Here is a 24961-nt window from a genome sequence, read left to right as displayed (position 1 = left end):
ATGAAAGCACAGTCTCAGGGCCCTACATCGAACATATCTTATCAACCCATTGCCGATATGAGCTTTCAGGGCTTACATTGGATTGAAGCTTCAGCAGGCACAGGCAAGACTTTTACTTTATCCAGTTTGATGGTGCGTATTTTTCTCGGGGCCTATTTGCCGAATCAGGTCATTGCAACCACCTTCACCCGTGCTGCCGCTGCGGAGCTGAAAAGTCGCGTTCGGGCACGTTTGATTGAAACTTTACGTTATTTTGAAGGTTGTCAGAGTCTGACCGAGCGAGAAATACAGGCCAAAATAGCTGTTGAACAAGATCCGCTTTTTATCAAGGTGCTCACGGACTACGCACAGCGGGTCGGTTTTGCCCAAGAGCGTTTGAAGTTGGTGATTGACCAGTTAGATGAGTTATTTGTCGGGACACTGGACAGTTTTAGTCAAAAGTTACTGCGTGAGTTTTCTTTTGAAAGTGGCAAGATTGAGCGTGCAGATATCACCGATGATGCGCAGAGTTATACTCAGCAGCTCATTCATGATGTGTTACGCGAGTGGATTCAGGCACAGCCACAGCCTGTGGTGAATTATTTACTGTTAAAACAAAAATTAAAAACCGAACAGGCTTATGTGCCAATTGTTGAAAATAGTCTGAACTTTGCGTCGGCACAGTTTCAACAGGTAGAAAAACCTGTGCTTGATTTGACGCAATTTGAGCAGGCCATTGATCAATTTACCGCGCTGGATGTGGCGCAGATTGAAAGCTTGAAAGACTATTATGCACCCGAAGGGCAATACCATGCAGTGCTGGGGAAAAAGTGGCGTACCGATGCTTTGATGCAGCGTATTCTATGTCAGGATTTACCTGCTTTTTTGACCGCACTGAAAGAGCAACGAGCTTATGCTTTATTCGCGCCACATTTTGAAAAAACCTTAAAACATCTGACTGACCTTGCGACGAAAAAAGTCTTAAACAAATGTGCTGTAGATGTACTAGAACAGTTTGAGCAGCATCCTGTGTGGCGACAGGTCCGCAGTTTCTTAGACGCGTTGGCAGAGCTAGAGCTTAATTTGGATGTGTTGGATGCGTATTTGAAATATCACTTAAGTTCTGAGGTGAAAAAGCGATTACCACAAGTCTTGCAGCAAAAGAGTGAAACGACCTTTGCTCAGCAAATCCGTACCTTGTCAGAAGCCTTACAGGGCGAACAAGGCCGGCGCTTTGCCCAGTTTGTACAAGCACGCTATCCACTCATTTTAGTGGATGAGTTTCAAGACACCAACCAAGACCAAGATGATATGTTGGCGCGGATTTGGCGTGATGCACAGCGTTATCCTCAAGGCTGTATGATTATGGTCGGTGACCCAAAACAAGCTATTTATGGCTTTCGTGGCGGGGACATGCTGACCTATAACAAGGCACGTTTAGATGTTTTGGCAAAGCAAGGTCGGCAGTATAGTTTGAAATATAATCATCGCTCTGTGCAAAAGCTGGTACAGGTGGTGGATGCTTTATTTCAACGCCAACAGGACTTTGGTGAGCAGGTCTATTACCAGCCTGTAGAAGCAGGGACTCGACCACATCCCGCTTTGGTCGATGCACAGGGTGAAAACCATATACCGCTGCGCTGGCTATTACTTGAAGACAAAAAAAATGAAGCTCAACAAGTGGCATGGAAAATTCGTGATTTAATCAACCAAGGCATTCAACAGCAACTGTATGTGGCAGATGATCCGCTACAGTTTATAGGGGCAAATGATATCGCGGTGTTGTCGAAAAACCATGATGGCTTGGACAAAGTTCAGTTTGAACTAGAGCGTTTGGGAATTTTGGTCAACCGTCCGTCTAAACGCAGTGTGTTTGAAAGTCAGGTCGCGAAAGATGTCGGTGCGTTATTGACCGCAATGATGCATCCTTTTGATGAAGCCAAAGTTCGCCGTGCGCTTTTGAGCCGGCTGTTGGCGATTGATTTAAAACAGTTACTAGAACTGGAAAAGCAAGCCAACGGTTTAAGCCAGTTTATGGCGGATTTTGATGACATCCGCGACATGTGGATCAATAAAGGCTTTTTAAGTGCATGGCAGTACGCTTTAAATCTGTTTAAAGTCTGGAAAAACTTGGTGGCTTACCAAAGCCGAGACAACGAACGGACTGTGGTTAATCTTCGGCATTTGACTGAGTTGTTGAGCCAACATAGTGAGCAGTTCCAAGGCGCGCAGAAACTGTATCATTGGTATCTCAAACAGTTACATTTGCCTGCGGAACGTGAGTCGGAGTTGGAACGCAAACACTCCAATGCCACAGGCGTACAGTTGATGACTATTCATCAGTCCAAAGGTCTAGAGTTTAAAATTGTGTTTTTGCTGGGTGCCGACAAAGACTTTAAGGAAATAAATAAAACCTTAAACTTTTCAACGCTAGAACAGATCAATCCGACGACAGGGCAGAGCGAGTTACAGCGTATCGTGGCAGTAAATGATGCCAATCTGTTAGACCCAGCCGCGATTGATCAACACAATGAGCGAGCCGAAGCAGAACAGCATCGCTTATGGTACGTCGCACTGACTCGCGCCAGCCACCGCGTGTATGCCTTGCTGCAAGATCAGGAATATAAATCAAATACGGCATTAGCATTTTGGCGTGGCCAAGCAGGTAATCTATTTGAACATCCTGCCAGTGGTGATGAAGCGTTATTGGCCGAAAAGCCGATTCGTTTACAGCCAGCGGAGCAGCAAGAGATCATTCAACTGCAAGCTTTGGCCTTTCCTGAACAGCGTTTTTATCCACGTTCCAAAACCAGTTTTAGTGCGTTGGCACAGCATTTGAGTCGTAAAGAGGCAATAGATGCCTTAGCGGTTTTGAGCGAGAAAGCGGGCAGTGCGGATGACGAGATTAATCATCCTGTGCTTGAGGATGTGGAACTGAGTCAGCCTTTGGCGTGGATTAAACGGCAGTTTCCAATGGGGACGGCTGCGGGAACCTTCCTGCACGAAATTTTCGAGCACATTGATTTCCAGGACTCGCGTGACTGGGGACTGGAAATTCATCGTCGTTTTAAAAATGATAGTCCCTTACTGTGGCAAGAGTTATTGGGCAAATATCAAAACGAGTTTGGACAGGATGATGAAACTCAATTGGTACAGTGGATGCAAGCGTGGTTAGCAGATGTGCTAGAAACGCCTTTGCATGCAGGTTTTCAGTTGAAGCAACTCAAAGCCGATGAACACTTGGCTGAGTTTCCTTTTTATTTGTCATTGTCCGATCATGTGCTCGCGATTAAACGCATACAAACATTATTTCAAGAATACGGCATTGATCTGCTCGACTTAAATGAAGCCAATTCTGCTCGTTATCTGACAGGTTCGATAGACTTGGTTTATTTTGATGGTCAGCGTTATCACATCGCCGATTATAAAAGTAACTTCTTAGGGGCGGATCAGCAGAGCTACAATCATGATGCAATCCAATTGAATATGTCACATGCCAGTTATTGGTTGCAGGCGGGCTTATATTTGGTGGCTTTGCATCGTTATTTAAAAGTGAATTTGCTGGACTATGACATTGAAGAACATCTGGGTCAGGCGAGTTATCTTTATTTGAGAGGGATGAATGGGCAGCCCGATCAAGGGGGTTTAAGTTGGCGTGCCAGCCCAGAGTTTATTTTAAGATTAGATGCGATTTTGGGTCATTTTGCTGAGGATAATTCTACTGAAAATCATGTAGGTAAAACTTCTGAATTAAGTGGAATTAGTCACTCATAAACAAAGAATTAAATTGTGGATAACTTTGAGGATAACCGTGTGGAAAATGTTCATAAAGCCAGTATTGATCAGGCTGCCGAGATAAATACATGGTTAACGCGTTGGAGTCAGTTTATTCAGCAGTCACCACTGAGTAAAACAGGGTTCACCGAAGCACGTAGTGAAATGATTCAACAGGTTCTTGAAGCCATGCTACGCGGTGAGAGTTGTATCTCGGTTGCAGCTGAAGCCGTCACAGTCTTAGATGATTTGGTGATGGATGAACAGCAGGCACAGCAACAAAAAGCCCCGTTTGTTTACGATCAGCAGCAATTATATCTGTATCGTTATTGGGCTTTAGAGCAGTCCTTAGCCCAGCAAGTGGCGCGGTTAAAACTGCAAGACTTAACGCAAGTGGATATTTCAGCTTATGCTCATTTACTTGAAGATCCACACCAAAAACAGGCTTTGGCTATGGTGGCTGAGCAGGCGCTCGCGATCATTACAGGTGGTCCAGGCACAGGGAAAACCTATACCTTGGCGCGTATTATTGCGGTGCTCAAACAAAGTCTGCCTGATATTCGTATTGCGATGGCTGCACCGACAGGTAAGGCGGCGCAGCGCATGAAAGAAGCCCTTCAGAACTCTTTTCAAGATGAAAAGTTACAAGATTTCATTACCCCAGATTTGAAAAACTTAAACCCTGTGACGCTACATCGACTTTTGGGTCTTGGGAATACGCAGCAACCGCGTTTTCATAGCAGACAACCTTTACCTTATGATGTGATTGTCGTTGATGAAGCGTCAATGCTAGATTTAAATTTGGCACAGATGCTCTTTGCTGCCATGCCGAATCAAGCTCGTTTGATTTTATTGGGCGATGCTGATCAGTTGGCTTCGGTCGATGTCGGCTCTGTGCTCGCCGATCTACAACAGGTTCCAGCTTTGGCTGAAAATAGAGTCAATTTGGTCAATAGCCGTCGTTTCAAATCAGATGCACGGATTGGAAAGTTGGCACAATTTATTCAACAGCAATCTTGTTTTGACTTAACGACGCATCCTGCCGAAAAACAGAGAGTATTGCATACTTTTCAACAGCAAGTAGTAAATGCCACGACGTTGAAGGCGGTTGAGTTGGATCAGGTCAAGGTCGATTATCTACAACTTGAATTGTTGCCTGAGCAGGCTTTATCTGCAGAGCAGTTACAACATTATTATGATCTGCTGATGCTCGGCTTTCAGGGCTATGTCGAGGCTTTAAAGCAATATCAGCAAAATCCTAATGAGTCTCTCGTGCCCAAAGTGATTCATCATTTTGATGATTACCGTATTTTAGCCGCCATACGTCACGGCCATTTCGGCTTAAAACAGCTCAATCTGCAAATCGAGCAACGTCTATTAGAACAATCAAAACAAATCAAGCAGGGTGAGTGGTACTTGGGCCGTCCTGTGATGATGACCTATAACGACTATCAGTTGGGGGTGTCGAATGGCGATATTGGCCTGTGTTTACATCGTATACAACAAGGTAAGTTGCAGTTTGAGGTGTATTTCCCCAGCTTGGATAAATGGGTAGCTGCGACACGATTACCCAAAAATATTGAAACGGCTTTTGCGCTGACTATTCACAAATCTCAAGGCTCTGAGTTCACCCATACCGCGGTGGTGTTAGATCGGCAGGCTGAAAAATTACTCAGTAAAGAGTTGATTTATACCGCAATTACGCGGGCAAAAAAAGTGGTCAGTTTACTGGTCGATGCCGATGCATTCGTACATGCTATGGTGACTCGAACCACCCGAGAAAGTGGTCTATCAAGAAAAATTAATCAACATATTCAATTGTGAAGATTTAATAAACAAATAGGAGCTTTGTACGAAATGGCTTACAGGGATTCAGGAGATTTGCGCATAGAGCTTTGCTGAGGATTTTGAGAAGATGGCTTCACATAAAGAGCTCAACACGGAATGTTGAGTATAATCGCAAAAAGATAATAATAACGTCAGTAGACAGCGAACTTACAGTGAAGTAGGTGAAAGAGGAAACTTACAGCCGCTAAGCCTTGTAGTTTTGGGAGAGACTACAAGGCTTTTTTATATCTGCTGAATTGGCATAATATGACAAAAAATAGCCAATCATTTATCGAAACACAAATACATTAATATATGAACGGTTGGGTAGATATTGGCGCAATATATTGTGGTTTGTAACTTTTAATTAATTTATTAAGTATCTGTTTTTTATTTATTTAAGTGTAATTTATTGAATTTTAGAATGTGATTTAGGTTCAATTGTGGAGAAATTGAGGGTTTAATGTAAGCAATCGCTTACATGGAGATGAGCAAAATGCGACTTTTCTCTTTAGCTCTGTGTGGCAAAATGTGTCACATAAGGACGTAAATAATTAAACATGGAATGTTTAATACAAGACGCGGAAAAGCGCATTATTATAATGATAACCAAAACAACAAGAACAAAAATAAAAGAACACTACAGCGCAAAAAAGCCCAAGTTTACTTGGGCTTTTTTTTATGCTCAGACTACATCTGTTTCGCTTCGATCGGTTGCAAATAATGAGCGACGTTGGTGCCTTAAGATTTTGGGACAATGCTTCGAGATTTGATAAAGCGTTTTCGCTAAAGCAGGTAAGTGGGTCCCGACGACAGATTTTCCTGTGGTTAATAGCGATACGCTAATATCACGTTCTGGATCGGCCCAGCAGAGAATATTGGAAAACCCGAGATGTCCAAAGGCTTGCCCAGTCATGGGTCCAAATAACCCAATAGGATTACTCCCTAACATTGGGCCTAAGGCATAACGCATCGGGACTAATAATGTCCGATCTAAACTAACTCCTGACGTGGCCAAGGTCGAGCGAAATACCGTTTGGGCACTCATGATTTGTTTGCCTTGGTATTCGCCACCACTCAAGAGCATTTCAAAGAAACGTCCAGCTTGTTCCGCACTGGTATAAATGTTGCCTGCTGGGCAAATCGTGTCCATAAAACGCGCATCATTGGTCACATCGACCGCCAACTGTAAACCACCGCCCAGTACCCGATTAAGATAATGGTCTGTGCCTAAACGTGGATGTAGACCTGTGGCATAGTTTAAAGCGACATCCGCCCGATACTCAGGTTTTAGGCCATAGTTAAAGTAATCTAAGCCCATGGGTTTTTCGATATTTTCGGCAAGAAATTCACGGGCCGTTTGACCTGTTACCCGCTTGATAATTTCCCCTAAAATATAACCTGACGTCACGGCGTGATACGCCAGATGTGTGCCTGAGGCTGAAACGGGTTGTGCAGCATAAAGACGTTCTAAAATTTGATCTTGATTAAACAACAGTTCAGGCGTGACTTTATTGTCAATGCGAGGAATGCCACCACGATGAGCGAGTAAATGGAAAATGGTGGCACGACGTTTACCGTTTACGCCATATTCGGGAATATAGTGGCTAATCGGATCGAGTAAATTCAGATCACCGCGTTCATCCAACATATGAATCAGCATGGCTGTAACGATTTTAGAGGCGGAAAATAAGCAAACTGGGGTATCAGGTGTGCCAATTTTCGCATCTGCCGCTAAACCATCGGGTGAGTTGCCTTGCGCATAACCAATGCTGCGATTTAACAATATTTGTCCCTGACGACGTAAACAGAGGCTGATGAAAGGGTAGTTTCCTGTTTTATATAGGGACTCTACACTGGCCCAAATGCTTTGAATTTGTGCGTCATTCATGCCACCCAAGGTAGCGGAGACCTCATCCTTAGAACGAATCACGTGGTTGAGGTCATGGGGGACATAACAGGTATTGGCAGATAAAATTTTCACAAATTTCTCTCTATTTTTCGTTTTTATTGGATTTGAGTCTGATATTGAAAATCAGAATTGTCATGATTGTGCATGATTTGTGCAAAGCCGTCAGTTGCTGAATTGACTGCGAACATAAAACATTTTTGCAATATAGCGCTAGATCCCTTAAAATAATGCTTTGCTGTAGTGATGCACGGCAGTCAACTTGGTTTTGAAGAATCAATTTGATTTGTATCAAATGTAACTTATAAGCATCTCGGAGAAATCGAATGGCTTTAACAAACGCAGATCGCGCAGAGATCATTGCTAAATTTGCTCGCGCTGAAAACGACACTGGTTCACCAGAAGTTCAAGTAGCTCTTTTAACTGCTCAAATCAATGATTTACAAGGTCACTTCAAAGAGCACAAACACGACCACCATAGCCGTCGCGGTCTTATCCGTATGGTTAACCAACGTCGTAAGCTTCTTGATTACCTTAAAGGTAAAGACGCTACTCGTTACAGCGACTTGATTGCTGCTTTAGGTTTACGTCGTTAATTCGATTAAACTTTTATTTTCGGACTATCGCATTTTGAATGCTTTATTACTGGAAAAGAAAGTCTACCTTGCTTCTGTGAGGTAATGGGGAAGGGGCGAATGTTTCGCTCCTTCTTTGTGTCTTAAAATCATATTTTTAGTCTCTGGTGAGGTCGGCTTCTAAGCTTTGTCATTTATACAGTTGCCTGAAATGGCGATGTGAATGCCAAACCTTAGGGGTCTCCACTAGAATAAAAATCAGGAAAGAAAAATACATGTCTATGTTTAATATTATTCGTAAAGAATTCCAGTATGGTCAACACACGGTTGTTTTAGAAACTGGTCGTGTTGCTCGTCAAGCAAACACTGTTGTGATCACCATGGGTGGTGTACAGGTTCTTGTTGCAATTGTTGCTCAACCAAAAGCAAAAGCAGGCCAAGACTTCTTCCCGTTGACTGTTAACTACCAAGAAAAACAATATGCTGCAGGTCGTATCCCAGGTGGTTACGGTAAGCGTGAAGGTCGTCAGTCTGAAGCTGAAACTTTAATTTCACGTCTTATTGACCGTCCAATCCGTCCATTGTTCCCAGAAGGTTTCTACAATGAAATCCAAGTAACAGCGACTGTTATATCTTCTGACAAAACCATGGAAGGCGATATCGCTGCAATGTTGGGTGCTTCAGCTGCGATGTCTATTGCTGGTGTTCCATTTGCAGGCCCAATCGCAGGCGCACGTGTTGGTTTAATCAACGGTGAATACATCCTTAACCCAACTTTAGAACAGCTTAAAGAATCTGATCTTGACCTTGTGGTTGCAGGTACTGAAGCTGCTGTATTGATGGTTGAATCTGAAGCGAAAGAACTTTCTGAAGACCAAATGTTAGGCGCTGTACTTTTCGGTCATGACGAAATGCAAATCGCAATTCAAGCAATTAAAGAGTTTGCTGCAGCTGCGGGCGCAGTTAAATCTACTTGGGTTGCGCCAGTTAAAAATGAAGAACTTCTTGGTAAATTGAAAGAAGCATTCGAAGCGAAAATCTCTGAAGCATACACAATTGCTGTTAAGCAAGACCGTTATGCAGCATTAGATGCGCTTCATGCTGAAGCTGTTGCTCAGTTTGTTCCTGAAGAAGATGAAACTGGTATTGCTGCTGAAGTTGACGAATTATTCGAAGACTTGAAATACCGTACGGTACGTGACAACATCTTGTCTGGTAAACCACGTATTGATGGTCGTGACACGAAAACTGTTCGTGCCATTGATGTTCAAGTGGGCGTATTAGGCCGTGCACACGGTTCTGCATTATTCACACGTGGTGAAACTCAAGCATTGGTAACTACCACTTTAGGTAATACCCGTGATGCGTTGATGGTTGATACCCTAGCCGGTACTAAAACTGACAACTTCATGTTGCACTACAACTTCCCTGCATACTCTGTCGGTGAAACAGGTCGTGAATCTGGTCCTAAGCGTCGTGAAATTGGTCACGGTCGTTTGGCACGTCGTGGTGTTCAAGCAGTTCTTCCTGCGGCTGATCGCTTCCCGTACGTGATTCGTATCGTATCGGACATTACTGAATCAAACGGTTCATCTTCAATGGCTTCTGTATGTGGTGCTTCATTATCACTTATGGATGCAGGTGTTCCATTGAAAGCGCCAGTTGCAGGTATCGCAATGGGTCTAGTGAAAGAAGGCGAGCGTTTCGCAGTTCTTTCTGACATCTTAGGTGACGAAGATCACTTAGGTGACATGGACTTTAAAGTAGCTGGTTCTGCGAACGGTATTACCGCGCTTCAAATGGATATCAAAATTGAAGGTATCACTGAAGAGATCATGGAAGCGGCATTGAACCAAGCGTATGCAGGCCGTATGCATATCTTGAATGAAATGAACCAAGTGATTTCACGTGCTCGCCCTGAAATTTCAATGCATGCACCGACATTCCAAGTGATCAACATCAACCCAGACAAGATCCGTGACGTGATTGGTAAAGGTGGTGCGACCATCCGTGCCATTACTGAAGAAACCAAAGCTGCAATTGATATTGAAGACAACGGTACAGTACGCGTATTTGGTGAAACCAAAGCTGCTGCTGCTGCTGCAGTTGCAAAAATCCAAGCACTGACTGCTGAAATTGAACCAGGTACAATTTACGTTGGTAAAGTCATTCGTATCGTTGAATTCGGTGCGTTTGTAAACATCCTTCCAGGTACTGATGGCTTACTTCACATTTCACAAATCTCGAACGAGCGTATTGCAAACGTGGCAGATGTGTTGAAAGAAGGTCAAGAAATTAAGGTACAAGTTGCGGATGTAGACAACCGTGGTCGTATCAAATTGACGATGAAAGACATCGAACAAGTTTAATCTCTTGTCAATTCACATGGTGTTTGCCATGTGAATTGAGCTGTCTTAGAAAAGCCTTGAGCTTGGCCAATTTAAACTTTGGCTTGCTCAGGGCTTTTTTTATGGCATCATGCTGGCTAAGACAAACAATAATAAATGAGATATGCAAAGCTATTATTTCTATCAACATCCCACCGCACAGCATACTTATGTGCAGAAACAGCCGATTGCAGAGCAGGAAGCTGAGTTTATTTGGGTGGAGTGTAGCCGTGACGATGTGGTCAATCGGGCAGAACATTGGCAGCAGGACATTTATGCGGCAACGGGACTGTGGATGAATGAATATCATCTGCGTGACATTCTCAATTTAGAACATCCTTGTGCCTTTGACACTTTGGAAGATTACGACTTGCTGATCTTTCGTAAGCTGATCACACCTGATGATCAAATCAAGCTTGATACGCAAGCGACTGAAAAACATGAACGGGTCTTTGGTCTGGCGACGACCCCGATTAGCTTTATGCTTACGCCGCAAGTTTTGATTACGGTTAGAGAGCAGGGCAATAAAGAAGTTGAAAGCTATATTCAGCGTATGGAAACGGTGTTGAGCCGTCCGATTGAAGAACATAATAAGCCACGAAAACTACCCGCAACACCTTTAGATTTGACCTTGAGACTGCTCAATAACATGGTGGATGGTTATCTCGATTTACGTGTTCCGCTGACGCGTCGAGTGGAGTTTTGGCAGCAAGAGCTTTTACAAGGCCATCGCCGTTTTACCAAGTGGCATCAAATATTGCAAGAGAATATGGCTTTCCAACAAGTGGAAAATTTGTGCGAAGAACAAATCGAAACTTTGCAGGAATTACGCGATGAAATTGTCGATAATTATTCGCACTTGAAAGGGAAAAAGCGTAGTGAAAAACAAGACATCATGCTGGTACGTGTCGATGATTTAACCAGTCATATTGAACGTATTCAAAAGCATACCATTCGCTTGAGAAATGCAGTGCAAGCAGCTATCGATTTGCATTTTTCTGCCATAGCCAATCAAACCAATGAAAATATGCGGATTTTAGCCATTATTACTGCGATTTTTGCACCACTGACCTTACTGACAGGGGTGTATGGTATGAACTTCGAGTTTATTCCGGGGCTGAAGTCCCCCACAGGGTTTTGGATCATGTTGGGTATCATGTTAATGACGACATTGATTCTGCTGTATTATTTTTATCGACGTCATTTGGTCGGGCGTGGCGAAAAAAGTGTCATTGATATGTTGGCACAACAGCATGCGGATCAACATATGAATTTGTTTTGGTTTATCGATTATGAGCCGATCAAGCAAACCGTGAAGGGCACCATTAAAGATTTAGAGAAAATCACCAAATTAAAATAATTCGGTGATTTTCCACATAGGCCATTAAAGCAAATGGGCTTTAAGGTGTTTCTTTACATGCCGACGCTATCCTTGTTCAATTTATTATTCGGATATGTGGGCGTCGCAGGGAGATTTAATTTAAGAGGTTTTTAACTGGGCTCCTTTTAAAATCCGATAAAGCTGATCTTTAATGAACAACTTTTTGCGTTTGAGGGGCTCAATCTCTCCACGATGAATCCTGACAGGGTCTTGTTCGAGTAAACAAATTTCCTGATCGAGAGCTTCATGGTCGTCAAACATTTTAGAAAAATGCGGATTGTCTTCTCTAAGCTGTTGAATCATGTCACGGTATTCAGGAAACATGAGCTTAGTCTTTTTATTACAAACTTTGAGTTTCATGGTTGCCGTCTAATCCTCTTATTCAAAAATAAAAAAAAGAAAGAAAGGCATGCGCCCATCTTTCTTTATAGAACTAGTGTTGAGTCGTTTGAACTGGGTCAGTGAGATGTAAATGTTTTACTTCACGACGAAGTTTTTGAACTTCCTCAATCAAATCCAGCATCATTGCGACTGCAGTAAAGCTGGCATCAAAGTCACGTTGTAAGCGATAGGCTCGCCGTGCACGTGAGACATCATCACCAAAAAATTGGTGAATGCGGTTATCGGGTCGGTTAGGCAGAATGTCATATTCCAACAGCTGTAAAACCCATTCAGGACTTTGTCCGCAGGCTTCAGCAAAATGCTTTAAATCAAAGCTATGTTGTTCATCAACAATTTCAGCGTGTCGACATCCGTCTAAAATAATTTCACGATATTGAATAGTCGTCATAACTTTCTCCTTAAGACTGACGCGGCTTAAAGTGAGGGAAGGCTTCAGCAAAGGCTTGGTAGGCTTGCTGTTCTTGCTCACTCTGCGCAGGAGGTTGAACAATGTTTAAAATTAAATATAAATGTCCTGCCTTTTTGGCTGGAATCCCCTGATCTTTTAAACGGAGTTGCTGCCCCGTTTTGGCATTTTTCGGAATTTGAATTTGTAATGTCCGACCATTAGGGAGCGCGGCGGTGATGCTTTGCCCCAAAGCGGCTTCCCAAGGACTGATATTCAGTTGGTGATAGACATCAACTCCTTCAACGCGTGTGGTCTCCGTATCTTTGTAATAAATTTCGATATACAGGTCGCCATTTTCACCACCCTGAATACCTGACTGTCCTTGACCACTTAAGCGAATTTGTTGCCCTTCTTTCATGCCTTTGGGAATTTTAACTTCCAGCGTTTTGCGCTGAATTTCCGCTTCACCATAGGCATTTAAAGTAGGAATTTGTAAGGTAATAGTTTGGGTGGTACCGTGGAATCCAACCTCAAGATCGACCTCTAAACGCGCATGTTGGTCTTCGCCTTTATGGCGTGTGCTATTTTGGCGTTGATATTGATAGTTTGATCCTCCAAAACCTGAACCAAAACGGCCAAATAAGTCTTCAAATCCTGAAAAATCATGTGCCTGTTGCCCACCTTGGGCATTCCGAAATGCATCTTCAAAACCGCCAAAGCCTGCATTGGGGTTGAATTGCTGTGAGCCTTGCGGATGATCGAGTTCAAAGTCATATTCTGCTTTTTTCGTTTCATCACTTAAGGTGTCATAGGCGACATTCAATTCTTGCATACGTGCTTCAGCATCAGGCTCCTTACTGACATCGGGATGATACTTACGTGCCAATTTTCGATAGGCTTTTTTAATTTGTTCGGCGGTCGCATCTCGCGTTAAACCGAGTATTTCATAATGGTTCTTCGGCATAAATAAGATTAAATAAATTGATTAAGTTTCAATCATTATTCAGCCTTTCAGCAGATTTCAACAGTAAAGATATGTTCCTTATTGTTTCAAAACATGACAAGAAAAAAGCCCCGATGAAAGGGGCTTTGATGGATGAGGGATACTTAGTATTTGACCCATGTGATGTTGCGCCCACCGCCATTTTCGGTCGACGTTCCTCGAATTCGTAAGTGCTTACCATTGTTGCTGAGTCGTGCATATGCGTCATAACGTAGCCCTGTGAAAGGGTCGAGGAACTGTTCATGGCTATAGGTCGAATCTTTGGCATTGTCTAACTGCAAATGGCTGAGCGTTGTCATGCCGACGATGGGTTGATTTTTATTGACCCCATCACACTTGCTACAGTTTTCTATTTTTACCGCACCTGGAATTTCACGCGTACTTACGATGACTGCTTTATAGCTATTGTTTTTGTCTTTTTCAATCATGACGTCACTGAGAGAGTATCCTGTTTTATCATCGATAGTTTTCCATTTTCCGACCAAAGGATCAGTTGCTGCAAAACTGGAGAAGGCACATAAACTGCTGAGTACGAAAAGACTGCAAGAAAATTTCATGATGATAAAACCCCAATGGAAGAGAAAAATAAAGACATATAAAAATTATGGGTTTATTTATAACGAAATTTAAGCGGTGTGACCAGTGAAATATCTATGAATAAAAGTGATGAATCATTTGAATTATCTTATTTTTATGAGAACAAAGGCATAAAAAAAGAGCAATTTAGTTGCTCTTTTTTTATTGCACATGACGCGCTTAGCTTAAGTGTTCACCAAATAAACCCAAGGCTTCTTCTGCACTAAAGCTATATTGCGTGTTACAGAACTGGCAGTCCATGGTAATCGGGTTTTGATGTTCTAGCGTTTCACGAACGGCTTCAGCGCCAATTTGTTCAAGCGCTTGAGCACAACGTTCTTTCGAACAGGTACAGCCAAATTTCAGTACTTCAACTTCAGGTAAGCGTACTTCTTCTTCGTTGTATAAACGGTAAAGAATTTCACTGGATTCTAAATCGGTTAACTCTTCGATTTTGAGCGTTTCAGTCAACATGGTCAGACGTGGCCATAAGTCTTGATCAACACGTTCTTGTTCCTCTTCACTGTTACGTGGTAACAGCTGAATAAGTAAACCGCCAGCACGCTGGGCTGAACTGGCCAAAACGATACGTGTTGGAATTTGGGCAGACAGGTCATAGTACTGCATTAAACAACCCGCAAGATTTGGCTTGTCTAAAGCCACAATCCCTTGATAACGCTCACCAAATTCTGGCTCAATATTAATAAATAGTACAGGGCTAATGAGGGTGCTCAATACCGTACTGCTGCTGTCGGCAGCATTAAAGCGAGGATCTGCTTCATAATCCGCCAAGGCACGTACTTCACCAAGGTGATTACATTCAGCCATGGCCCATTTGAAACTACCTGAAGCCTGAATTTGTAAACTAATACGGCCTTTAATTTTTAAAGTACTGGCAAGTAATGCCGTGGCACTAAGCATTTCACCTAACAGCACTTGGACTGCAGGTGCATAATCACGCTGCGCCAAGATGGTTTGTAGGGTTTCTTCTAGATGAACCACTTCACCACGAACAGGACTATCTTCAATATAAAAGCGTTGACGCAAATCAGACATAAATTTCTCCAATATCCTGTCTTAATGGTGACGATATTGTAAAACACAAGTCATTTTACTTCATCCCGTGTGACATCTATTCGGTCATGTTGTAACTCACGTTGTAGGTCAACACCCACAGGGCTTTGACGGAGCTGCGTATCACTTTCAAATAAGTGTTCTAATTCGGCTAGAGCATTACGATGTGTTTCATAGACCTTCTGTTCATCGTTATAAATACTTTGCTGCTGTGCGAGTAGTTTTTCATCATAATCGCGAAATAACTCAATGCTCTTATAGGCATCTTGTTCTGCAATGCCTAAATTACGTAGGGCAAAATAGGCCATTCCTAAAGACGATAAATAGGTTTCACGCCAAATATGCTCTACCCCCAAGTCACGTAACAAATGCACATGATGTCGGTCACGGGCACGGACCAGCAAGTTTAAATCTGGATAATTGAGTCGAATATGCCGTGCCACATTCATGGAGTCTTCAATATCATCAATGGCTAATACAAACACTTTGGCATGTTCGATACCGGCTGCACGCAGGATATCGGGTTGAGTGGCATCACCATAGTAGAGTTTGCCACCATAGTTGCGAACGAAATCGACCTTGTCGATATTGCTGTCAATCGCCGTGAAGGTTTGGTGCTGTAAGTGAACCAGTCGTGCCACAATTTGGCCGACACGGCCAAAGCCAGCAATGATCATCGGGTTATGCTGTTCAGGAATCTCATCATAGACAGGTGTAGTTTCTTTCTCGAATAGAGGCACCACCCACGAACTCATCAGCCAGTATAGAATAGGCGTCAGAATCATCGACAACGTCACGATCAAATTGATCGGTTCTAAAATGGCCTGTGTGATCATGTGTTCACTCATGGCAACATTGAGCACCACAAAAGCAAATTCACCACCTTGTGCCAAACAAGTGGCCAACATCAAACTATTGCGCCATGAAAACTCGAAGTAGCGAGCGATGGCCGTTAAGGCCAGCAGTTTGACCAACATCAGCAATAACGCACCGCCAATAATCAGACTTGGGCTTTCCCACAGGAGCGAAACTTGTGTGCTCATCCCGACGGTCATGAAGAATAGACCGAGAAGTAGACCTTTAAATGGTGCAATACTGGCTTCCAGTTCATGACGGAATTCAGAGTCAGCTAGAAGTACCCCAGTTAAAAATGCGCCCAAGGTGGTACTGATGCCTAAGACATCCATCAGCGCGACCACGCCTAAGACAATAAACAAACCGACTGCGGTAATCAGTTCATGTGCGCCACTTTTGGCCACAAAGCGGAAAAAAGGGCGCATGAGATAGCGGCTAAATAAAAACAAGCCTGTAAAGGTGGCCACAATTGCTGCAAAGTAGGCCACGCCATGATGGGTTGAGTTTGTTCCCGCAAGCAGGGGGATAATCGCAATCAGCGGAATCGCGGCAATATCTTGAAAGAGTAAAATGGAAAAGGACTGCTGACCAAAAGTGGTATTAAGTTGCTGTTTTTCGCTGAGCAGTTGCAACACAAATGCGGTGGAGGATAGGGCAAGGGCAAAACCAATCACAACACTGGCCGAAATCTGTTGCTGCAGGGCAAAAAAGACGATGCACGCCAGTAGCACGCCACAGAGTGTTACTTGTAAACTGCCCATCACAAAAATGGATTTACGCATTTCCCATAAACGTTGCGGGCGAAGTTCTAGTCCAATAATGAACATCAAGAAAATCACGCCGTATTCAGCGAGTTTATGAATGTCTTCAGGGTCATGGACGACATTTAATACACTGGGGCCGAGTAAGATACCCGTGAATAAATAGCCGAGTACCGTGGCAATCCCCAGCCGTTTTGCCAACGGAACGATCATCAGTGCCGCAGCCAAAAAGAGGGTGATTTGAAGCAGTAGAGACATTGCCCTGTCCTAAATTTTTTTCTTTATGTTGGAAGTTTAAGGGAGAACGCGACTCAGGTCTAAACCTTATTCACGTCAAGTCTTAACTTAACTCTTGTGGATCAATATCAAGGCTCAATTTCATACCATGCGGTTTGTTGTGCCAGACATTTTGCCACCACTGACGAATGTAAAAATGCATCCGCGCACGGTCTTTGGACAGTAGTACCATATGCGCTTGATAGCGGCCTGCTTTACGTTCCATCGGCGCAGGAATGGGCCCCCAAATATCAATACTGTTTTCGGAGGCTTGGCGCAGTGCTTGCGCATGCTCTTGTAAAAAGTTTTGGTTCAGTTCTTGGTCTTTGGATTCACAGCGCAATAAAGCCGCATAGCGATAAGGTGGCATCCATGCAGCTTTACGCTCTTTCAACGTTTGCTTGGCAAAGCTGCGATAGCCTGATTCCAGCAGGGTATTCAGCAAAGGATGATCTGGACGTAGAGTTTGTAAATAGACTTCGCCTTTTTTCTCGCCGCGCCCAGCACGTCCAGCGACTTGGATGATGAGCTGTGCAGTACGTTCTGTGGCACGAAAGTCAACACTGAGTAAGCCTGAGTCAATGTCTAAAATCGCCACCAAAGTCACATAAGGAAAGTGATGTCCTTTGGCCAGCATTTGGGTGCCGAGCAAAATGATGGGTTCACTTTTCTGAATCTTGTTATAGATTTTTTGCCAGCTGCCGACCCGACTGGTCGAGTCACGATCAACCCGAATTACGTCAAAGTTGGGGAACAGTGCTTGTAGGTTTTCTTCAACTTTTGCGGTGCCTAAACCAATTGGTTTCAGTTCGCTATGCTGACATTGCGGACAATGTTCAGGCATGCGGTGGATGGTGCCGCAGTGGTGACAGTGCAAATGCTGGTAGGGCTGTCGATGCACGGTAAAATTGGCATCGCAGTGGGGGCACTTGGCCTGCCAGCCACAACTTTCACAAATCAACACAGGCGCATAGCCGCGACGATTTAAGAAAATCAGCACCTGTTCTTTTTTGTCTAAGCGCTTTTGTACTTCATGAATCAGCTGTTGGCTGATGCCATTTTGTTTTTGTGCCACTTTCAGATCGATCACATGCATTTTCGGCATCACGGCCACACCTGCACGTTGGTCCAACTCCAAACGGGTCATTTTACCTTGTTCAACCAATGCATAACTGTCGATACTTGGCGTTGCCGAACCGAGGATAATCGGACAGTTTTCTAAGTGTGCACGGTATAAAGCCACATCACGAGCATGGTAACGGAAGCCCTCTTGTTGCTTGAAAGATAAGTCATGCTCTTCATCTAAGACAATCAAACCCAAATGCGGAAGGGGCGTATAGATGGCAGAACGTGTGCCAATCACAATCGAAGCTTTGCCCGTTTGTGCGCTTTGCCAGGCTTGCAGGCGCTTAGAATCATTTAAACCTGAATGTAGTAGCGCAATATGACAGTGAAAACGTGACTGAAAACGGCTCACTGTTTGTGGGGTGAGGCCAATTTCAGGCACTAATACCAAGACTTGTTTGCCTTGTTTTAAAACCTCTTGCATGACTTGCAAATAGACTTCAGTTTTGCCACTACCGGTTAAACCATCCAGTAAGAAAGCGTGGTAGCTATGACGAACTTTGAGAATGTTTTGAATGGCACGCTTTTGTTCATCATTGGGCGTGAGAGGCATTTGCGCCAGTGTCATGGCTTGGGGTTTAAAGTCTTGAGCTTCAAGTATGCACTGGGTGATTTGCTTTTTTTCTAAGGCTTTTAAGGTCGCAGTTTCAATACCAGCCAAATTTAAAATGTTTTCAGACGTTCCGGTGGGATGCAGCTTTAAAATTTTATAGGCATCTTGTTGTTTTTCTGAACGTTTTAATTTGTCTTCGGCATGATCATCAATCAGCTTCCACATTCGCGCCAGTAGGTTATAAGGTTTGCCTTGGCGTAAAAAGCTGGGCAAAGCAGCATGCATCACTTCACCAATGGGAAATTGGTAATATTGCGCTGACCATGTCAATAAACTTAAAACTTTAGTATCTAGAATAGCGTTGTCATCGAGCAACTCAGTTATGGCTTTAAGTTTAAAGCCTAAATCGAGTGGTTTCTCATCAGTGAGTTTCTCAACAATGACACCGACCACATTTTGGCGCCCAAATGAGACAGCCACACGTGCACCCACTTCAGCTTGGTGGTATTGTTCAGCCGTTAAACTATAGTCAAAACAGTCATATAGATAAACGGGAACAGCCACGCGGATACGGTAGCTTGGTGTGGTGGAAAGTGTATTTTCTGGCATAAGAAGCTCAAAATGTCCTGATGAAATTGTCGTTGTGCGATGAATGAGTTGTGTTAGAGTGATGACATAATTTATAACTTAGAATATGAATGATTTTGGTGCCGACATGCAACAGCGCCAAATGACTAAATGGACAATTAGAAAGCGTAAACATGCCAGCATATCAATTTACCGCACTCGATGCCGCAGGAAAGCAGCAAAAAGGCGTGCTCGAAGGGGATTCAGCACGTCAAATTCGGCAACAACTTCGTGATAAAGCGCTGATTCCAGTCTCGATTGATCCTGTTGAACAAAAAGATAAGCACAGCAGTAAAACATGGTTTCAAAAACAAATTACCGCCTATGATTTGGCTTTATTGACACGTCAACTTGCTGTACTTGTGGCGGCGGCCATTCCGTTGGAAGAAGCCATTCGTGCGGTTGGAAAGCAGTCAGAAAAAACACATGTACAAAATTTATTGATGTCAGTGCGTTCTAAAGTATTGGAAGGTCATTCATTGGCGCAAGGCTTACAGCAATCTGGACGTTTTCCAGAGTTGTACATTGCCACGATTGCCGCTGGCGAGCGTTCAGGACATTTGGACTTAATTTTAGATCAGCTGGCAGACTACACCGAAAATCGTTTTGCAATGCAAAAGAAAATCCAAGGCGCGATGATTTACCCGATTATTTTAATGCTGATGTCTTTTGCCATCGTGATGGGACTTATGACCTATGTGGTGCCTGACATTGTCAAAACCTTTGACCAAAGCAAAGATGCCTTGCCATGGATTACCGTTGCCTTGATGAAAGCCAGCGATTTTATTCGAGTGGCATGGCCATTTTTATTGGTGGGCAGTGTACTAGGCATCGGCTTATTACTGCGATTTTTAAGAACCACAGCAGGGCATTATGCCTTTGATCGTTTAACGCTCAAACTGCCATTATTCGGTAAACTTTCACGTGGTATAAATGCCGCACGCTTTGCCAGTACCTTATCGATTTTGACCCAGTCAGGTGTGCCCTTGGTGGATGCGTTAAAAATTGGCGCGGCGGTGAGTAATAACTGGGTGATTCGCGATGCGGTCAATCATGCGGCAGAAAAAGTGACTGAAGGTGGAAACCTTGCGACCCAGTTGGAGCGCAGTGGTTATTTCCCACCGATGATGGTACAAATGATTAAAAGTGGTGAAACGTCGGGTGAATTGGATCGGATGTTGGAGCGCGCATCGACCATGCAAGACCGAGAGGTGACAACGCTCATATCGACCTTGCTGGCTTTACTTGAGCCACTGATGTTGGTTCTGATGGCAAGCATTGTCTTGGTGATTGTGATCGCCGTGATGCTGCCGATCGTCAACATGAACAACATGATTTAATTTTAAAAATATAAGATGGAAGAGAAAATTCACATGCAATCAAAAATCTATAGACGCCAAGCTTCAGGCTTTACCTTAATTGAAGTCATGGTGGTGATTGTTATTTTAGGTGTGTTGGCAGCCTTAATTGTACCCAATGTGATGGGACGCGGTGAAAAAGCCAAAGTTGATACCACTGTCATTACCCTTAAAGGGGTTGCTGCGGCATTGGATCAATATAAATTGGACAATGATAAATATCCTTCGATGCAAGAGGGTGGACTCGACGCTTTGGTGAATAAGCCTGAGTCTGCAAAAAATTGGTTGCCCGGCGGTTATGTGAAAGGTGGATATCCGAAAGACAGTTGGGATAATGACATTCAATATGTTGCACCTGGGACTGATGGACGACCATTTGATTTATATTCTTTTGGCGCAGATGGACAGCAAGGTGGTGAAGAAACCGATGCTGATATTCAGTATCAACCTTAATTGAGAATTATTATATATTGGGTTTAATTGAATATATCATTACAGTGCATAGGTTATGTCAATATGGACTGTAATGATAATACATCTTAATTTAAAATTAATATCTAAGATTATGATTTTAAATTATTAAATATAATAAGCATCAGCTGAGATTTATAATAAGAATTATTCCCATATTTGTTGATTACAAATAATGTAAATTATGGATAAAAATAGGCTTTTTATTTATTTAAATCCTTGCATAATGTTCTCAATGGCAACTGATTTGCCTGAGGAGAATAGAATGAAAGCATTAACCTTGTTGGATGAAATGAGCCAATTCCATTGGTCGATGCTCAAATCTGTTCTTTTGATTTTGAGTATGCTTCCTGTTGCTCAAGGTGTTTTAAGTGTCTGGCAGTCGACTGAAGGCAGCAGCCAAATCATGGTGGGTTTCTTTGCAATCAGTCTGTTCAGCACATGGGCGGTTTTGAGCTTTTGGTCTGCGTTAAAAGCAACCGTACTCACACTCGATCAAGTACAGATTACAGCATTAGAACAAAAAGTGGTCATGTTCTACCGTTATACCCCGATGCTCTTTTTAGCTGGTATGGTGTCCTATTTGGTCAGTCAAATTTAATTCTGACATTTATAGTTGTGATAAAAACCGAGCACATACGCTCGGTTTTTTATTGCGTCATGAAGAATGGCGGAAAGATAAGATCGCTTGTCTGTTTCGTTGTATATAATCCTAGTGTTCGCTCCCTATACTGTAGAAAATATAAATATAGAGTGAAATATGGAACAGATTGATTGGACGGATTTTTTAAAAGTCGAGCTCCGAGTCGGGCGTATTATTCAGGCCGAAGTCTTTGAGCAAGCACGTAAGCCCGCTTATATTTTACATGTCGACTTTGGCCATGACATTGGCATTAAGAAATCGAGTGCGCAGATTACTGAGCGTTATCAACCTGAACTGTTGTTGGGTAAATTGGTAGTGGCGGTGGTTAACTTTCCAAACAAACAAATTGGTCCCATCCAGTCTGAGTGCTTAGTGACAGGCTTTCATGATTCAGATGCAGGCGTGGTGCTGTGTGTGCCTGATACAGATGTTCCAGTAGGTACCAAGCTACTATAATTGAAAAAGAAAAACCCAAGCTCAGCTTGGGTTTTTCTTTGGAGCAATCTGATCTAACAATAGCAACTATCGACGAGACTTAAACGATACATCGACTTTACGTGGACGATAGATCCAACCCAAGATCAGTAAAAAGACTGAAAAACCTAAAATTGGCCAGTCACTTAAACGGGTATATAGCGTTTGACCTTGCATAGCAGGCAGTTCGCCGCGAAGCACGGTTGCCACATCTTGCGGAGCACGTTTTACGATATGCCCTTGATGGTCAATAAATGCGGTCACACCTGTATTGGTGGCACGGATAAACCAGCGTCCATTTTCTTTGGCACGCATTTGAACCATTTGTAAATGCTGTAAAGGGCCTGCAGTTCCCGTAAACCATGCGTCATTGGAAACCGTCACCAAGAAATCACTTTGGCTGGCATTACGACGCGTCAAGTTCGGATAAGCCACTTCATAGCAAATGGCTGCGCCTAAATGCTGCTGATGAATAGAAAGCGGTTTTTGCTGTTGTTCACCACGCGAAAAACCACTCATCGATGGATCATTCTGCATGGCAGGCAAGACCCATTTCAGTAAACCAGATAGTGGAATATATTCACCAAAAGGCACTAAACGTTGCTTTTTATAGAGTCCTTCGGCTTCAGCACCATTGGCCATAATGCTGTTGTAGTATAGTGGCCGACCTGCCGCTTCAGAGCCTGAAATATCCCAGTATGGAATACCGGTGACCCAAGCCGTGTTGCTTTTCTTGGCTTGTGCCCTCATTGCAGCTAAAAAGGGCTCGATATCACTTTGGAACATCGGAATAGAGGATTCAGGCCAAACAATGAGGTCTCGTCCCCATTCTGTTTTGGTTAAATCCGCATAGATTCCAAGTGTTTTCAGTTGATACTCAGTGAGCCATTTTAAGTCTTGTGGGATATTGCCTTGAATTAAAGAAACCGATAATGGCGGCGTATTTTTTGCGGAGACGAATTCAATCTTTGATGCGCCCCATGCACCAAGTACCAATAAGGCAGAAGGAATGACCCAAAAGACACGGCGGTTTAAAACTTCGACCAGTGCGCAGGCTAAGACCAATACTACAAACGACACCCCGAAGATACCAAATAATGGCGCATAACCATCCAGTAAACGTTCGGTAAAGGCATAGCCTGCAAACAGCCAAGGGAAGCCGGTGAAGACCCAGGTTTTCGCCCATTCAAAAAGCACCCAAAGCGGAGCGAAGGTTAGTGGCGTTTCAGGGAAAAAACGGCGGTAAATAAAGCTTTGCACTGCCGTGAATAAACCCATGACCAAGGCCATAATGCCGATCATGCCGACACTTAAGGCACTATTGGTATCGCCATAGACATGGATGGAAGTGTAGAGCCAAAAAGCCCCCACGAACCATAGGCCAAAACCATAGGCCCAACCAATACCAAAGGCCTGCTTTGCACTGCGCCTGCGTAAAGTGGCGTAGAGCAGTGCAGGGGATAAGATTGCCAACCACCAATAATGATAAGGGGCGAGTGCAAAACTAAAGACAGCCCCTGAAAATAAGGCAATTAGAAGCGGATAAATTAAAGGTAACTGTTTTTGTTGTGGATTGGGGGTTAACAGTTTGTCAAAGTAAGCTCTCATTTACGAACGGCTCGAATCAGATGAATAGAACGTGCATCTGCTTCTACAATGGTAAATTCCCAATTTTCAAGATCAATCACCTGACCTTGTAAATCACTCACTAAACCAATTTCTTGAAGCAATAAACCGCCCACAGTTTCAACCTCATCATCAGAAAAGTCTGCATCTAAAAGATTGTTAAAGTGTTCGATTGGTGTAAGTGCTTGAACCAGCCATGTATTTGCGGTCGTTGGGTCATTGTCGGGAATAATATATTCAGCTTCCTCATCGATCTTGTCGTGTTCATCTTCAATTTCACCGACAATTTCTTCCAAAATATCTTCTAACGTCACTAAACCTGAGGTCGTGCCATATTCATCAATCACCACCGCAATGTGCGTTTGGGTATTTTTCAACATGCGAAGCACTTGGTCTGAGCGTGCGCTTTCAGGTACATATAAAGGTTGACGCATCAGCGCACGTATATCCACTTTATTGTTTGGTTCAGTCAAAAAAGGCAATAAGTCTTTGGCCAATAAAATGCCAACGACATTGTCTGGTTGATCTGATGAAAAGACAGGGAAACGTGAATGTGCTGACTCAACCAGAGTATGCAAAATGTCGAGTAACTCATCATCTTCTTGTAGGCTGATCATCGATGTACGCGGTGTCATGACCTCGCGGACTTTGGTTGCTGGAAGGTCTAATACGCCTTCTAACATCGCAACAGTATCGGGTTCTAAAAAACGACGTGAATCTTGAACTAACTTTAACAGTTCATCGCGAGTTTCTGGCGCGGTACCTAACCATTTGCGTAAGCCACGCATTCCCCACGACGGGCCTGATTCCTCGTGCATGATCTTTCCTAAAGACTCTTAATATCTAAAAAACTTAATTTTATCATACCGTAGAAAACACAGTTGTCTATTGTAATTAAGCAAGGATTGCATGAATGA

19 protein-coding genes are annotated in these 24961 nt (G+C 43.3%); 9 read left to right on the top strand and 10 right to left on the bottom strand.

All coding sequences use genetic code 11. From position 1 onward, the window contains the following. Both AC4MC0_RS15410 and recD read left to right on the top strand, forming a co-directional pair. On the top strand, nt 1–3753 hold the full coding sequence (locus AC4MC0_RS15410; protein WP_335998384.1) for a UvrD-helicase domain-containing protein: 3753 nt from the start codon (nt 1–3) through the stop codon (nt 3751–3753). A 39-nt stretch (nt 3754–3792) separates the two neighbouring features. After that, nucleotides 3793–5577, top strand: coding sequence for an exodeoxyribonuclease V subunit alpha (recD, locus tag AC4MC0_RS15405; protein ID WP_335998416.1), 1785 nt, complete (start codon nt 3793–3795; stop codon nt 5575–5577). Nucleotides 5578–6265: 688 nt separating this feature from the next. On the opposite strand, the gene AC4MC0_RS15400 is transcribed toward recD, so the two are convergent. After that, nucleotides 6266–7564, bottom strand: a complete 1299-nt coding sequence (locus AC4MC0_RS15400; protein ID WP_335998382.1) for a serine hydrolase domain-containing protein — start codon at nt 7562–7564, stop codon at nt 6266–6268. 251 nt (nt 7565–7815) lie between these two features. Here AC4MC0_RS15400 and rpsO point away from each other — a divergent pair, with 251 nt between their 5' ends. From rpsO to AC4MC0_RS15385, 3 genes are all read left to right on the top strand, one after another. After that, a complete protein-coding gene (gene rpsO, locus AC4MC0_RS15395; protein ID WP_004692669.1) occupies nt 7816–8085 on the top strand; it encodes a 30S ribosomal protein S15 in 270 nt (89 codons plus the stop codon). A gap of 260 nt (nt 8086–8345) precedes the next feature. Then, on the top strand, nt 8346–10433 hold the full coding sequence (gene pnp / locus AC4MC0_RS15390; RefSeq protein ID WP_171355061.1) for a polyribonucleotide nucleotidyltransferase: 2088 nt from the start codon (nt 8346–8348) through the stop codon (nt 10431–10433). A gap of 142 nt (nt 10434–10575) precedes the next feature. Further along, the gene (locus AC4MC0_RS15385; RefSeq protein ID WP_335998379.1) at nt 10576–11811 is read left to right on the top strand and encodes a magnesium transporter CorA family protein; all 1236 of its coding nucleotides are present in this window, start codon (nt 10576–10578) and stop codon (nt 11809–11811) included. A gap of 120 nt (nt 11812–11931) precedes the next feature. Here the strand turns inward: AC4MC0_RS15385 and AC4MC0_RS15380 are convergent, their stop codons facing one another. The 7 genes from AC4MC0_RS15380 to AC4MC0_RS15350 form a co-directional block, all read right to left on the bottom strand. Next, nucleotides 11932–12192, bottom strand: a complete 261-nt coding sequence (locus AC4MC0_RS15380) for an HP1242/YdcH family protein (RefSeq protein WP_004692664.1) — start codon at nt 12190–12192, stop codon at nt 11932–11934. Between the two features lie 73 nt (nt 12193–12265). After that, a complete protein-coding gene (locus tag AC4MC0_RS15375; RefSeq protein WP_004978810.1) occupies nt 12266–12622 on the bottom strand; it encodes a chaperone modulator CbpM in 357 nt (118 codons plus the stop codon). Between the two features lie 10 nt (nt 12623–12632). Next, complete coding sequence (locus AC4MC0_RS15370) at nt 12633–13586, bottom strand: DnaJ C-terminal domain-containing protein (protein WP_078388551.1); 954 nt, start codon at nt 13584–13586, stop codon at nt 12633–12635. Between the two features lie 143 nt (nt 13587–13729). Next, nucleotides 13730–14182, bottom strand: a complete 453-nt coding sequence (locus tag AC4MC0_RS15365; protein ID WP_058868816.1) for a DUF2147 domain-containing protein — start codon at nt 14180–14182, stop codon at nt 13730–13732. A gap of 199 nt (nt 14183–14381) precedes the next feature. Beyond that, nucleotides 14382–15257 carry an Hsp33 family molecular chaperone HslO gene (gene hslO, locus AC4MC0_RS15360; RefSeq protein ID WP_004978815.1) on the bottom strand — a complete coding sequence of 292 codons (876 nt, stop codon included), beginning with the start codon at nt 15255–15257 and terminating at the stop codon, nt 14382–14384. Nucleotides 15258–15307: 50 nt separating this feature from the next. Then, the gene (locus AC4MC0_RS15355) at nt 15308–17149 is read right to left on the bottom strand and encodes a monovalent cation:proton antiporter-2 (CPA2) family protein (RefSeq protein ID WP_491887145.1); all 1842 of its coding nucleotides are present in this window, start codon (nt 17147–17149) and stop codon (nt 15308–15310) included. An 82-nt stretch (nt 17150–17231) separates the two neighbouring features. Beyond that, complete coding sequence (locus AC4MC0_RS15350; protein WP_010325795.1) at nt 17232–19454, bottom strand: primosomal protein N'; 2223 nt, start codon at nt 19452–19454, stop codon at nt 17232–17234. Between the two features lie 152 nt (nt 19455–19606). Between AC4MC0_RS15350 and gspF the strand changes: the two genes are divergently transcribed. From gspF to AC4MC0_RS15330, 4 genes are all read left to right on the top strand, one after another. After that, nucleotides 19607–20812: a type II secretion system inner membrane protein GspF gene (gene gspF, locus AC4MC0_RS15345; protein ID WP_151835666.1), complete on the top strand. Its 1206-nt coding sequence runs from the start codon at nt 19607–19609 to the stop codon at nt 20810–20812. A gap of 33 nt (nt 20813–20845) precedes the next feature. Then, nucleotides 20846–21283: a type II secretion system major pseudopilin GspG gene (gspG, locus tag AC4MC0_RS15340; protein WP_058868821.1), complete on the top strand. Its 438-nt coding sequence runs from the start codon at nt 20846–20848 to the stop codon at nt 21281–21283. A gap of 283 nt (nt 21284–21566) precedes the next feature. Beyond that, nucleotides 21567–21902, top strand: a complete 336-nt coding sequence (locus AC4MC0_RS15335) for a hypothetical protein (RefSeq protein WP_004978824.1) — start codon at nt 21567–21569, stop codon at nt 21900–21902. Between the two features lie 159 nt (nt 21903–22061). Continuing rightward, entirely contained in the window at nt 22062–22400 is a 339-nt protein-coding gene (locus tag AC4MC0_RS15330) for a tRNA-binding protein (RefSeq protein ID WP_281963779.1), read from the top strand. A 66-nt stretch (nt 22401–22466) separates the two neighbouring features. On the opposite strand, the gene lnt is transcribed toward AC4MC0_RS15330, so the two are convergent. Further along, the gene (gene lnt, locus AC4MC0_RS15325; protein ID WP_335998370.1) at nt 22467–24026 is read right to left on the bottom strand and encodes an apolipoprotein N-acyltransferase; all 1560 of its coding nucleotides are present in this window, start codon (nt 24024–24026) and stop codon (nt 22467–22469) included. Beyond that, on the bottom strand, nt 24023–24862 hold the full coding sequence (locus AC4MC0_RS15320; protein WP_004978829.1) for a CorC family transporter: 840 nt from the start codon (nt 24860–24862) through the stop codon (nt 24023–24025). The genes lnt and AC4MC0_RS15320 overlap by 4 nt, the downstream gene beginning before the upstream one ends. Nucleotides 24863–24961: the final 99 nt, after the last annotated feature.

The organism is Acinetobacter sp. CAU_H_S139_7, assembly GCF_058599305.1.
The sequence above is the reverse complement of the archived record's forward strand: the minus strand, read 5'-3'. Positions and strand labels throughout refer to the sequence as shown.